At 62.9% G+C, this 13,705-nt stretch carries 7 protein-coding genes; 4 read left to right on the forward strand and 3 right to left on the reverse strand.

The annotated features are described in order from the left end of the window. Positions 1–5,268 (forward strand): Ig-like domain-containing protein (locus BLP82_RS10700; RefSeq protein WP_092167369.1); only part of this gene is annotated, 5,268 nt, incomplete at its 5' end. A gap of 262 nt (positions 5,269–5,530) precedes the next feature. On the opposite strand, the gene BLP82_RS10705 is transcribed toward BLP82_RS10700, so the two are convergent. The 3 genes from BLP82_RS10705 to BLP82_RS10715 form a co-directional block, all read right to left on the reverse strand. Further along, positions 5,531–7,429 carry a trypsin-like serine peptidase gene (locus tag BLP82_RS10705; RefSeq protein ID WP_092167371.1) on the reverse strand — a complete coding sequence of 633 codons (1,899 nt, stop codon included), beginning with the start codon at positions 7,427–7,429 and terminating at the stop codon, positions 5,531–5,533. Positions 7,430–7,546: 117 nt separating this feature from the next. Further along, the gene (locus BLP82_RS10710; protein WP_092167374.1) at positions 7,547–7,942 is read right to left on the reverse strand and encodes a YbaN family protein; all 396 of its coding nucleotides are present in this window, start codon (positions 7,940–7,942) and stop codon (positions 7,547–7,549) included. A gap of 8 nt (positions 7,943–7,950) precedes the next feature. Then, the gene (locus BLP82_RS10715) at positions 7,951–8,538 is read right to left on the reverse strand and encodes a UPF0149 family protein (RefSeq protein ID WP_060738682.1); all 588 of its coding nucleotides are present in this window, start codon (positions 8,536–8,538) and stop codon (positions 7,951–7,953) included. A gap of 400 nt (positions 8,539–8,938) precedes the next feature. On the opposite strand from BLP82_RS10715, the gene recQ reads away from it, so the two are divergent. From recQ to BLP82_RS10730, 3 genes are all read left to right on the forward strand, one after another. Next, entirely contained in the window at positions 8,939–11,065 is a 2,127-nt protein-coding gene (gene recQ / locus BLP82_RS10720) for a DNA helicase RecQ (protein WP_092167376.1), read from the forward strand. Positions 11,066–11,182: 117 nt separating this feature from the next. Continuing rightward, positions 11,183–11,617: a MarR family transcriptional regulator gene (locus BLP82_RS10725; protein ID WP_003199001.1), complete on the forward strand. Its 435-nt coding sequence runs from the start codon at positions 11,183–11,185 to the stop codon at positions 11,615–11,617. Positions 11,618–11,736: 119 nt separating this feature from the next. After that, positions 11,737–13,698: a FimV/HubP family polar landmark protein gene (locus BLP82_RS10730; RefSeq protein WP_092167378.1), complete on the forward strand. Its 1,962-nt coding sequence runs from the start codon at positions 11,737–11,739 to the stop codon at positions 13,696–13,698. Positions 13,699–13,705 lie beyond the last annotated feature (7 nt).

The following is a 13,705-nucleotide window of genomic DNA, read 5'->3' on the forward strand; positions in this document are numbered from 1 at the left end:
GTGGCGTCCGGCCCAATCACGCCCGGCACTTTTACCGGCACCTACGGCACCCTGGTGCTCAACGCCGACGGTTCCTACACCTACACCCTCAACACCGCCGATGCCGATTTCAAAGGCTTGCACGGCGGCGGCAACGGCAGCGAAACCTTCACCTACACCCTGACCGACGCCGACGGCGACACCAGCACCGCGAACCTGGTGCTGCAAGTGCACAACAATGATGATCCGGTGGTCATCACCGGCCTCGACACTGAAGGTGGTGAGCTGTCGTTGCAGGAGAAAAACCTCAGTGACGGCAGCAGCCCGGATGCATCGGCCCTGACTCAAAACGGCACGTTCACCGTGACCGCGCTGGACGGTGTGCAGACCTTGAGTGTTGGCGGTATCAATGTGGTTGTAGGCGGCGTGTCGGCAGGTTTCCCGCAGTCCATCACCACCGCGCTGGGCAACACGCTGACCATCACTGGCTACAACGCCAGCACGGGTGTGGTCAGCTACAGCTACACGCTGCTGGACAACGAAGCCCATCCAAACGCCAACGGCGCCAACAGCGTTAGCGAACAATTCGCCGTTGTGGTCACCGACGATAACGGCACCACAGCCAACGGCAACCTGGACGTGAACATCGTCGACGACTTGCCGACCGCCCATGCTGATTCCGCCTCGGTGGATGAGGGCGGGACGGTCAGTGGCAACGTCCTGAATAACGACGAAGGCGGCGCCGACGGGCCGGCCGTGAGTGGTGCCGTGATTGGCGTGCGCGCTGGCAACGACACTTCGACTCCGGCGATCGGTGGTTTGAACACCCAGATCAATGGCACCTACGGCTACCTGACCCTGGACGCCAACGGCAACGCCGTCTACCACAGCAACCCAAACACCGTCAGCGCCCCAGGCGCGACCGATGTGTTCACCTACACCGTGCGTGACGCCGACGGCGATGAGAGCACCACCACCATCACCATCGATGTCCACGATATCTGCCTCGTCGCCGCACCGGACCACGAAATCAGCGTCTACGAAAAAGCCCTCGACCTGAACCAGGACGGCCAGGACCTGGCCCCCGGGACTGTCACGGGCAGCGCCCCGAATGCCACCAGCGAGACCGCCAGCGGCAGCCTTGTCGGCTCGATCAGCGGCGCCGTTGGCACCGTCACGTTCGCGCTGGTGGGCAACGCCGCCGGTGCCTACGGTCAACTGTCGCTTCAGCCCGACGGTTCGTATACCTACACCCTGACGACGCCAGCCACCACCACGCCCCAGGCCAACGATGGCCCGAACGTGCTGAGCGAAAGCTTCACCTACCAGGCCACGGACTCGTTGGGCAACACGGTCACCAGCACCATCGTCATCGACATCGTCGACGACGTGCCCAACGCCCATGCCGATGTTGCCTCGGTGCAGGAGGGCGGCACGGTCAACGGCAATGTGCTGGACAACGACGTGCTGGGCGCGGACGGTGGCATGGTGGTTGGCGTACGCGCCGGCAGCGATACCTCGAACCCTGCCGTCGGTGGCTTGAACACCCAGATCAATGGCACCTACGGCTACTTGACCCTGGACGCCAACGGCAACGCCGTCTACCACAGCAACCCGAACACCGTCGGCGCACCGGGCGCCACCGATGTGTTCACCTACACCGTGCGCGATGCCGACGGCGATGAAAGCACCACCACCATCACTATCGACGTGCACAACAGCTGCCTGGTCGCCGCACCGGACCACGAAATCAGCGTCTACGAAAAAGCCCTCGACCTGAACCAGGACGGCCAGGACCTGGCCCCCGGTACCGTCACCGGCAGCGCCCCGAATGCCACCAGCGAGACCGCCAGCGGCAGCCTTGTCGGTTCGATCAGCGGTGCCGTTGGCGCGGTCACGTTCGCGCTGGTGGGCAACGCCGCCGGTGCCTACGGTCAACTGTCGCTTCAGCCCGACGGCTCCTACACCTACACCCTGACCTCGCCAGCCACCACCACGCCCCACGCCAACGATGGCCCGAACGTGCTGAGTGAAAGCTTCACCTACCAGGCCACGGACTCGTTGGGCAACACGGTCACCAGCACCATCGTCATCGACATCGTCGACGACGTGCCCAAGGCTCACTGCGATTTCGCCTCGGTGGTGGAGGGCGGCACGGTCAATGGCAACGTGCTGGACAACGACGTACTCGGTGCCGACGGTGGTGCAGTCATCGGCGTACGTGCCGGCAACGACACCTCGAATCCAGCCATCGGCGGCCTCAACAGCCAGATCAGTGGCACCTACGGCTACCTGACCCTGGACGCCAACGGCAACGCCGTCTACCACAGCAATCCCGATGCTGTCGGCGCACCAGGCGCGACCGATGTGTTCACCTACACCGTGCGCGACGCCGATGGCGATGAAAGCACCACCACCATCACCGTCGATGTACACAACAGCTGCCTCGTCGCAGAAACCGACCATGACGTGACCGTCTACGAAAAAGCCTTGGACCTGACCCAGGACGGCCAGGACCTGGCCCCCGGCACCGTCACCGGCAGTGACCCGAGCGCCACCGGTGAAACCGCCAGCGGGACCTTGGTCGGCTCGGTCAGCGGTGCCACGGGCGCCGTCACCTTCACCCTGGTGGGCAATGCCAGCGGTGCCTACGGCCAGTTGCTGCTCCATCCCGATGGGTCGTACACCTACACCTTGACCTCGCCGGCCACGACCTCACCCCATGCCAACGATGGCCCGAACGTGCTGAGCGAAAGCTTCACCTATCAGGCCACGGACGCACTGGGCAACAGCACCACCGGCAGCCTGGTGGTCAGCATCGTCGATGACATACCAAAGGCCGTTGCGTCCGAGCGTTCGGTGACGGCGGTGGAGGTCGATTCGAACCTGCTGATCGTGCTTGATGTGTCCGGCAGCATGAAAGACGATTCCGGCGTGCCGGGGCTCTCGCGTATGGATCTGGCCAAACAGGCAATCAGCGCCTTGCTCGACAAATACGACGACATGGGCGACGTCAAAGTCCAGCTTGTGACCTTCAGCGGCAGTGCCACCGACCAAAGTGCCGTGTGGGTGGACGTGGCAACTGCCAAGACGCTGATCGCCGCGCTGAGCGCTCACGGTGACACCAATTACGATGCGGCCGTGGCGATGGCCAAGACGGCGTTCGCAACCCCCGGACAACTGGTCGGCGCACAGAACATTGGTTATTTTTTCTCCGATGGCAAGCCGACCTTGGGCGAAATCGGCGCGGCGGACGAGGTCGCATGGAAAGCCTTTCTCGATGCCAACGGCATCAAGAATTACGCCGTCGGCCTGGGCAGCGGTGCCAGAAACGTCAACCTCGACCCGTTGGCTTATGACGGCAGCACGCACACCAATACCAACGCGGTGGTGGTCACCGACCTGAACCAGCTCAACTCGGTGCTTTCCGGCACCGTGCAAGGCGCGCCGGTCACCGGCAACCTGCTGGGCGAGGGGGGCTCGTTCGGCGCCGATGGCGGGTTTATCAAGAGCCTGGTGGTCGATGGCACCACGTACAGCTATGACCCGGCGGCCAACGGGGGCCATGGCGCGCTGACCGCCAGCGGCGGGCTCAACCATGGCTCCTTCAATACCGCCACCAACACATTGAGCATCGCCACCGACCACGACGGTACCCTGGTGGTCAACCTGGATACCGGTGCGTTCAGCTACACCTCCCAGACGGCCACCAGCACCTTGATCACCGAGCACATCGGCTACACCGTCAGCGACCATGACGGTGACCTGGCGAGCTCCAACCTGGTGATCAACGTCGTGCCCAACAGCCCGCCGATCGCTGCCGACGACAACATCATCACCAACGTGCTGTCGGGCAACATCGTGATCCCGGGCGAGTTGCTGCTGGGTAACGACAGCGATGCCAACGGCGATCCGCTCACCGCCTCACCCACCAGTTTCAATACCGGTTGGGTCGCCAAAGGCGCGGACTTCACCGGCAGCACCGGCACGGCCAGCTTCACCGGCAACAACGCGCAGTCGATCAACCTCAGCCGCAGCGCTTTCGTCGCCAATACCGCGAGCATGACGGCGATGCTGGTGGTCAGCGGTGCATTGGGGATGGTGTCCAATAACAACACCAACGATGAAGACCGGCTCAACATCAGCCTCAAACAGGGCGAAACCCTGACCCTGGACCACAACCTGTCGGCCGGTCACATTGCGCTGGAGTATTCACTCAACGGCGGGCCATTCATTGCGATCAACGACGGGGCTTCCTTCACCGCTGCAGCGGATGGCAATTACCAGATCCACGTCACCAATATCGCCAATCCCGGCGGCGGTAATTCCAACGCGGCGGAGAACTATCAACTGACCCTCACCGTCGACTATGCCGGGGCGCAAGACAAGACACCGGATTACCACGGCAGCTACACCGCCAGCGACAACCACGGCGGCAGTGACAGCGCAGCGGTAGGCATCAGCTATCAGGCGGGCCATACCCTGACAGGCACCAGTGGCGACGATGTGCTGTTGGCCGGCAACGGCGACAACCTCCTCAACGGGGGCGATGGCAACGACGTACTCAGTGCCGGTTCGGGCAACAACACCCTGAACGGTGGGGCAGGCAATGATCTGCTCTACAGCGGCACGGGCAACGACCTGCTTGATGGCGGTACGGGCAACGACACCGTCAGCTACGCCCACGCCACGTCGGCAGTCACGGTGAACCTGGGCCTGTTGGCGGCGCAGAACACCCTGGGCGCGGGCACCGATACATTGAGCCACATCGAAAACCTCGTGGGCTCGAATTTCAATGACACCCTCACCGGCGACGGCGCCAGCAACCGCCTCGACGGTGGCCTGGGCCATGACGTGCTCAATGGCGGTGGCGGTGACGACCTGCTGATCGGTGGCCTGGGCAACAACACCCTCACCGGCGGCAGCGGCGCCGACACCTTCCAATGGCAGGCGGGCAACAATGGCCACGACGTGATCACCGACTTCACGCCCGGCATCGACAAGCTCGACCTGTCCCAGCTGTTGCAAGGGGAGAATGGCAGCGCGGCGTCACTGGATGATTACCTGCATTTCAGCGTGAGCGGCAGCGGGGCGTCGGTCATCACCAGCATCGACGTCAGCGCCATCGCCGGCGCCACGCCGAACCAGACCATCGACCTGGCGGGCGTCAACCTTGCCAGTCACTACGGCGTCGCGCCAGGCGCGGGGGGGATCATCGGCGCAGCGGACACGGCGACCATTATCAATGGGATGTTGAATGATCATTCGTTGAAGGTGGATACGGTGTGAGGTGAGCTGAAATGACAGAGCCCGCCATTTTCCTGAGTGGAAATGGCGGGTTTTTATATTCCGCTCCCAAATCCCTTGTGGAAGCGAGCCTGCTCGCGATGACGGCGGCACGGACGACATCTCCATCAACTGAACCACCGCCATCGCGAGCCAGCTCGGCTCCCACGGATGTGATGGCGGCAGAGCGGACTGACGTTATCCGGCGTTCAGTTCGCCCACTGCCAACACTTGATGGTGACTCCGGGCGTTGGCGCTCGCGCGCTCATATCGTGCCCACAATGATGATGAACGTCGCCGCCTTGTCATTGGAGGTCGCGGTTATCGTCACGAAACCAGATTTGTTCCCGGCGATCAGCTTCGGCGACACTGCCTCACCATGGCTATTGGTCGTCGCTGTCGGCGTCTGATCGGCCCCGACGAATCGGGTTCCAGTCTCCCTGTCATCGGTAATCGTGTAGGTGACCCATGCATCCTCTACCGGATCCCGACCTTCATCCAATGTCCGTGCCGTGAGGGGAAGAGGGAACTCGGTACCCTCTGGCGCGATCTGTCCTTGCCCCGTTATCACCGACAGATGCTCCACAGCATCCGTCGGGTCACCGTCTTGCGACACCACCCGCAAGTGGAACGTGGCCGTCCTGCCGCTCGACATGGCAGTAACCTGCAATGTACCGGCCCTGGAGTCGGCGACCAGCGTTGGCGACGTCGCGTCACCCACGGTGTTCGTCTGCACGGTGGGTGTCTGATTGTCCCCTTCGAACCGCGTCCCTGTTCCACCGTCATCAGTGACCGCGAAGGTGACATCCGCGCCCACGACCGCCGCGTCCATCGGGTCTTTCGCCCGTGCGGTCAAGGGTTCCGGGAACCGGCTGTGCAGTGGGGCGGCCTGAAAATTCCCCGCCTGTGCTCGTAGTGACTGAACCTCGCCTGGGCCCCGCGACATCACGTTCAGGGCGAGGTTGTTCGCTCCGCGGATCTGTCCTGTATAGGACAATAGTCGTACCCGGCCATCGCTGACCAGGCCGTCGGGGGCGGTATCATCCACGCGCAGCGCCACCGACTGTGCCGTGGTCCAGTTCGCTGCGCCTGACAAGGTGCATGACGCGGCCTTGCCGTTCTCGGCGATCCATTGGGTGGTTCCGCTCTGGCAGGACACGTCGGTGATCGTGGTATGTGTGGGGGCGTGATAATACAGCTGTTCACCGGGTGCCCCGGCCACCGGGGATTGCCCATCCACCTGCGTCACGCGCACGGGTACCTGTACGCCCACCGCCCCCGGCTTGGCCATCGGCACGCCCGGCTGCTCCACCGGGACACTGCCCTCAGGCAACTTCTCGTCGAAATATCCCGCGATAGCGGGCCAGATGCTGCTCATCTGCGCGCCAGCGTTGTACCCCGAACTGAAACCAAAGTTCAGGGCAATCACTGCGTTGGTTCGTGCATCGATCACTGGCGATCCGGAAGACCCTGAGTCGGTATCGCAGTTGTATTTTGCGAAATCAGTGCGACCGTTGTTGCGTACTTCGGTTACCCAGCAGGGATGTCCGTCATCATGAAGACGCGAAATCCGTTTCGGCCCCGCCAAGGGATGCCCTGCAACGTAGACCGGGTCGCCGACCTCCGAGATACGGGTATCCAGGCCCAGGTAGCCGAAGGCATCCAATACGCCGCTGTCGACCGCCTCCTGATCCAAGGCCAGCAGCGCAAAATCGGCCGACCCATCGGAGGCCAGGAGCCGCTCGACCGGAACCCGGACAGCAGGCTGAACTGCATCCGAGTCGCAGCTGGATTCCTCGTAATCGAACTCCACGACCATCCGAGCCAGATCCGGGTTCTCACCCACGACATGCAGGTTGGTGAGTACCAGGTTTCCAGGGCCTACCCGCCACGCAGTCCCGTAGCTGCTCCCTGTATAAAGCCGGCCCACGGCGCGTGAGCGTTGGTATTTTGCCGGTTCCGACTCCTGTACACACCGAGCCTTCTCGAGCTGACTCTCGCCGATGATCTGGCCCGGAGTGATCGGGATGGGAGGCGCAGGCTGCGCGGCGGCAGCGACGGCCGCCCCCGCGACCATTACCAGCCCAGCACAGGCCTGTATCAACCCATGGGCAGCCGACCGCAAGGCCAGCGGCACCGGAGTTTTTTTCAGTCGGGTCAGCATGGCAGACGCTCCGTTCGCGTAGGGACGATGGAGCGATTTATGCGGTGGAATGGGTTGACTGCCTACTGTCAGAGCTGACAGGGTTAAGCAGGTCACAGACGGATGGTCGGGGCTTGCTTAAGGTTTGCGCAGGGTTTTTTGCTTGAGGATGTAAATTGTCACCAGCACTGCGCTGGTGAGCATGAACCCCCGCGCCCACGGCAGCGGCACCAGGTAGCAGGAAAAGAGAATGCTCGCCCACATCAGCCCGATGGCATAGGCCTTGCCCTTGAGCGGGATGCCGTTGCCGCTGAGGTAGTCGCTGATCCACGGGCCGAGGCGGGGATGTTCGACCAGCCATCGGTAGAAGCGCGGCGAACTGCGGGCGAAGCAGGCCGCGGCCAGCAGCAGGAAGGGAGTGGTGGGCAATACGGGAACGAAAATGCCGATGACTCCCAGCACCACGCTCAGCCAGCCGATGGCCAGTAGAGCGTAACGCAGGATCAGCGGGCGGTTGCCGACTGGCGAGGGCACCCGGTCACTCAGTGGTGGCGAGGCTTGAGGATCGCCGGTTTCTCGTCCGGGGCGTTGCACAGCAGGTACAGGGCGGTGAGGGCTTCGGGGATCTGGACGATCATGTCGTCCATCAGGTTCGCGTCGGCGGCGATGTCGGAAAATTCCGGTTGCTCGTCGAACAGGCCGGAACCCACCATGATCGGCAGGAGCATTTCGCTGACTTCCTCTTCGGCGGTTTCGAACCAGGCGGCTTCGCGCAGGAACACGCCTTCCATGAAGCCGATGCACCAGCCACGCAACTCCGAATCGTCCGGGTCATCGCCCAGGTCCAGTTCGCATGGCAGCTCGAATTCTTCGTCGGAGGCCAGTTGACGGGCGATATGGGCCTTGAGGCCGACCAGGGTGGCTTCGATTTCGGCGCGCTGGGCTTCGTCGCTGTAATGCGGCTCTTCGGCGAACAGGGCGTCGATCCACTCACGATCCGGCACCGTTTCGGCGCAGATCGACAGGGCGGTCAGGTAGCCGTGAGCGGCCACGTAGTCCAGCGCTTCCTCGTGCAGCTCATCGGCGTCGAGGAAGACTTGCAGGCGGGTCAGTTGCTCAGCGAAGGACATTACGGGCTACCTTGGGGAATAAACAATGCGGGAATTCTAGGCCTTCTTGAGCGCCCAGGCCAGCCGCGTGGTGTATTTGCCTCCACTTGGGGGCACGGGCGGGCCGCTATACCTGTAGGAGCTGCCGTCTTGATCTTTCGTTTCTCGACTCAATGGGCAGTGGAAAGATCGCAGCCTCGTTGCACTCGGCAGCTCCTACAGGGCGCATGGCGTGCAATCGCCTATTCGACACCTCTTGTCAGCAGCGCCCTTCGCAACGAAGGCCTCGGGTATACTGCCGCGTTTTGTGATGCCCTGCGGCGTCCCGCCGGTTCGAAACGCGCACTTACGATTTGCCGGTGCAGCTTTTTTGATTCTGAACCAGCCTTGCAGGGATGTTTCGGTGATTTTTGGAGTTTCTATGCTCGAACAGGCTCAACGCGTCCTCAAGGACATCTTCGGCTACGACAGTTTCCGTGGCCGTCAGGGTGCCATTATTGAGCGCGTGGCCAGCGGTGGCGATGCCTTGGTGCTCATGCCCACCGGCGGCGGCAAATCCTTGTGCTTCCAGGTGCCGGCGCTGCTGCGCAACGGCCTGGCGGTGGTGGTTTCGCCGCTGATTGCGCTGATGGACGACCAGGTCGCGACCCTCGAGGAACTGGGGGTTGCCGCCGCTTCACTGAATTCCACCCTCAGTGCCGAGCAACAGCGGGACCTGGCGACGCGGATCAAGCGCGGCGAAGTGAAAATGTTGTACCTGGCCCCGGAACGCCTGGTACAGCCGCGCATGCTGGCGTTCCTGCAGAGCCTGGAAATCGCCCTGTTCGCCATCGACGAAGCCCACTGCGTGTCTCAATGGGGTCACGATTTTCGACGTGAGTACCTGCAACTGGGGCAATTGGCGGAACTGTTCCCCGACGTGCCGCGCATCGCGCTGACCGCCACCGCCGACAAACGCACCCGCGAGGAAATCGTCGAGCGCCTGCACTTGCAGGGGGCCGAGCGGTTCCTGTCCAGCTTCGACCGTCCCAATATTTTCTACCGCATCGTGCCCAAGGAGCAGCCACGCAAGCAACTGCTGGCGTTTCTCGCCGAGCGCCGCAGCGATGCCGGCATTGTCTATTGCCTGTCGCGCAAAAAGGTCGATGAAGTGGCGGCGTTCCTGTGTGAGCAGGGGTTCCCGGCGTTGCCGTATCACGCCGGCCTGCCCAACGACCTGCGGGCCTACCACCAGAAGCGCTTCCTCAACGAGGAAGGCCTGATCATGGTGGCCACCGTGGCGTTCGGCATGGGCATCGACAAGCCCAACGTGCGTTTTGTCGCACACCTGGACTTGCCCAAGTCCCTCGAGGCGTACTACCAGGAAACCGGGCGTGCCGGCCGTGATGGCTTGCCGGCCGATGCCTGGATGGCCTACGGCCTGCAAGACGTGGTGATGCTCAAGCAGATGCTGCAGAACTCCGAAGGCGATGAGCGCCACAAGCGCCTGGAACAGCACAAGCTCGACGCCATGCTCTCGCTGTGCGAAGAGACCCGCTGCCGTCGCCAGACCCTGCTGGCCTATTTCGACGAAGACATGCCCCAGCCTTGCGGGCACTGCGACAACTGCGTCGATGGCGTGGAAACCTGGGATGCCACCGAGCCGGCCCGCCAGGCCTTGTCGGCGATTTTCCGCACCGGCCAGCGCTATGGCGTCGGGCACCTGGTGGACGTGTTGCTGGGCAAGGACAACGAGAAGATCCGCAACTTCGGCCACCAGCACCTCTCGGTGTTCGGCGTGGGCAAGGCGCGCACCGAAAGCGAGTGGCGTTCATTGTTCCGGCAACTGGTGGCCCGCGGCCTGGCAGACATTGACCTGGAAGGCTACGGTGGCCTGCGCTTGTCCGAAACCTGCCGGCCCTTGCTCAAGGGCGAGGTTACCCTCGAACTGCGCCGCGACCTCAAGCCGGCCACGGCGATCAAGAGCAGCAAGAGCCAGGCCAGCCAATTGGTCCGTGGCGAAGAGCGCGATCAATGGGAAGCCTTGCGTGCCTTGCGTCGCAAGCTGGCCGAGGAACACGGCGTGCCGCCGTACGTCATCTTCCCCGATTCGACGCTGCTGGAAATGCTCCGCAGCCAGCCCACCTCCCTGGCGGAAATGGCCCGGGTCAGCGGCGTGGGGGCGCGCAAGCTGGAGCGGTATGGCGAAGCCTTCCTCCAGGTCCTGGGCGGCGAGGTCGAAGCGCCGAAAGCGGTGGCCGATGTGCGCCACGAGCTTATCACGCTGGCCCGGGCCGGCATGACCCCGCTGCAGATCGCCGGGCAATTGCAGTGCTCGGAGAAAAACGTCTACACGATGCTGGCCGAGGCCATCGGCAAACAGCAGTTGTCCCTGGAACAGGCACTGGATCTGCCCGAGGAACTGATGGGCGAGGTACAGGACGCGTTCCTGGACGGCGAAGGCGAGTTACCGCCGGTGTCCGAAGTCGCCGCGCTGTTTGTCGGACGGGTGCCCGAAGGTGTGCTGTATTGCGTCAGGGCTGCGTTACAGTCGGAATTTGAAGTCTGATCAGTGAGTTGCGCTCCTTTAACGATTCAGTACAAGGCGAACCTTGCTTGAATCCAAAGCTCATGCTTAGCTGACTAATAATTAGTTTTTCTCTATTTCAGATCTGATGAGTTTTTTATGCCGTTAACCGATCAACACCGTTTTGGCATGCAGTTGGCGCAAATGTCTCGAGGCTGGCGCGCCGAACTGGACCGCCGCCTGGCCGGGCTGGGCCTGTCCCAGGCGCGCTGGCTGGTGCTGTTGCACCTGGCCCGTTTCGAACAGGCGCCGACCCAGCGTGAACTGGCCCAGAGTGTCGCCGTCGAAGGCCCGACCCTGGCCCGGTTGCTCGACAGCCTCGAGACCCAGGGGCTGGTGCAGCGCCAGGCGGTGGCCGAAGACCGTCGGGCCAAGAAAATCGTGCTCTGCGCACCGGCCCTACCGTTGATCGAACAGATCGAAACCATTGCCACGCAATTGCGCCGGGAGCTGTTCGAAGGTGTCGACGAGGCGGACATGCGCGTGTGCATGCGGGTTCACGGCACGATCCTGGCTAACCTGGAAAAATCCTGAGGCAGATCCCTGGCGTCAGACTTTTGAGATTCGCCGGTTAGCGAACTATAACCAGTACTAGGCGTTCCTATTGGGAGCGTTTACGCCGCGGTTGGTTCTGGTAATCGAAAGGGATGCCCATGCTTGTAAGTTTGCAGTCCACGTTGCGCAGTTGGGTCAACGTGTCGATCGTCGTGGGTGCCCTGGGGTTTTCGGCCTTGGCGTCCGCGCTGGGCCTTGGCGAGATCACGCTCCATTCCGCCCTGAACCAGCCGTTGCGCGCCGATATCGCCCTGGTCGATGTGGCCGGGATCGGTGAAGGGGACCTGTCGGCGAGCCTGGCGAGCCCGGACGACTTCAGTCGTGCGGGTGTGGAGCGGGTGTTCTTTCTCAGCAACCTGCGCTTTACGCCGGTATGGCGGGGTGAGCGCAGCTTCATTCGGGTGACGTCCAGCAAGCCGGTGGAAGAGCCCTTTCTCAATTTCCTGGTGCAGCTCAATCAGCCCAATGGGCGCCTGCTGCGCGAATACACTGTGCTGATCGACCCACCGGGCTCACCGGGTATCGTGCCGGCCCGTGACGAACCGGCCGCGGCCCCGCAGCCTGCGACGCCGAGCCAGGCCACTCCGGCCATCAAGCCGCCCCCGGCGGTACAGGGCAAGCGTTACACGGTCGTGCAGGGAGACAACCCCTGGGTGATCGCCCAGCGCCTGCATGACGCCGGCAGCAACGCGTCGGTCAATGAGTTGATGCAAGGGATCCAGGCCCTGAATCCCGGCAGCGACCGGCTCTCCATCGGCCAGCGCCTGTTATTGCCCGACTCGGCCGTGCTGCCGACAGCGGCTGCATCCACCGCTGGCCAGGCGTCCGCCGCAGCCGATGAGCAGTTGGCCGCCAGCGTGCTGCAGAACCAGGAGCAGCAGAAGACCATCGAGGCTCTGCAGGCGCGGCTCCAGGCCCAGGACGAAGAAATCGCCGGCCAGCGCAAGCAGATCAGCGAATTGCAGACCCGCCTGGCCGAGACTCCAGTCCCCGTTGCGTCGACGCAACCGGCGCAGCCTGAATCGGAGCCGGCTCCAGACGTATCCCCCGTGACCGAACCGGTTGCAGAGCCAGAGGGCATCAATTGGACATGGGTGGCGGGGTTGATGGCCCTGTTGGGGTTGCTCGCATTGTTACTGTTCATTCGGCGTCGCCAGCAGCAGGGCGAGTTGGAGCCGATGACCGAGCGCCCCGAGCCGATGCTGGAGGAGGGTGACGAAACCTTTGCATCAATCCCCGAGACGGAGCCGTCCGAGGCTGCGAACTCGTTCAACAACGGTGATGCGCCCCAGGGTGATGTGCTTGAGGGCGTCGGGATCTACCTGACCTACGGCCGTTTCACCGAGGCCGCCGGGCTGTTGCGCGCGGCATTGCTGGCCGAACCGGAACGCACCGACCTGGGCCTCAAGTTGTTGGAGGTATTGGGCAAGCAGGGCGATGTCATCGGTTTCCAGGCCCAGGAACATCATCTGCTGGCACAAGGCGTCGATGCCGGGACGCTGGAGGATATCCGCGGGCGCTATCCCAAGGTTGCCTTGATCACCGCTCCGATAGCGGAACAGGCACAGCCCCTGGCGCCGGTTCTTGCGCCTGAACGTGAACAGGCACCCAGTGACGAGTTCGAGCTGGATCTGGACGCACTGTCCATGGAAACCAGCTGGGACCTGGCGGATGACCAGGGCACCCTCGCCGAAGAAAAACCTGCGACGCCACTGCCCGACAACAGTATCGAGGGCTTGTCGCTTTCAGGTTTCGACGAACCGGAGTTGCAATGGGAAGCGCCCCTGGAAACCGAGTCGCTGGACGATGATTTCCTCGATGGCTTTGCCGATGAAGAGCAGGCGCTGGAATTTGAGCCGCTGGCCCTTGAACCTGTTTCCCTGGACGGCCTGTCCCTCGAACCCCAGGGCCCGGAGCATTCGGTCAAGCTGGAAGAGGCACAGAACTGCATCGACGATGGCGACCTGAAGACCGCCATCACCCTGCTTGAAGAATTGCTCGTAGAAGGTGACGAACCCCTCAAGCAGACCGCCCGGGTGCTGCTGGCGGGGATTCGCTGAGAGCCAT

Source organism: Pseudomonas sp. NFACC37-1, assembly GCF_900101575.1.
Lineage (GTDB): Bacteria > Pseudomonadota > Gammaproteobacteria > Pseudomonadales > Pseudomonadaceae > Aquipseudomonas > Aquipseudomonas fluorescens_AA.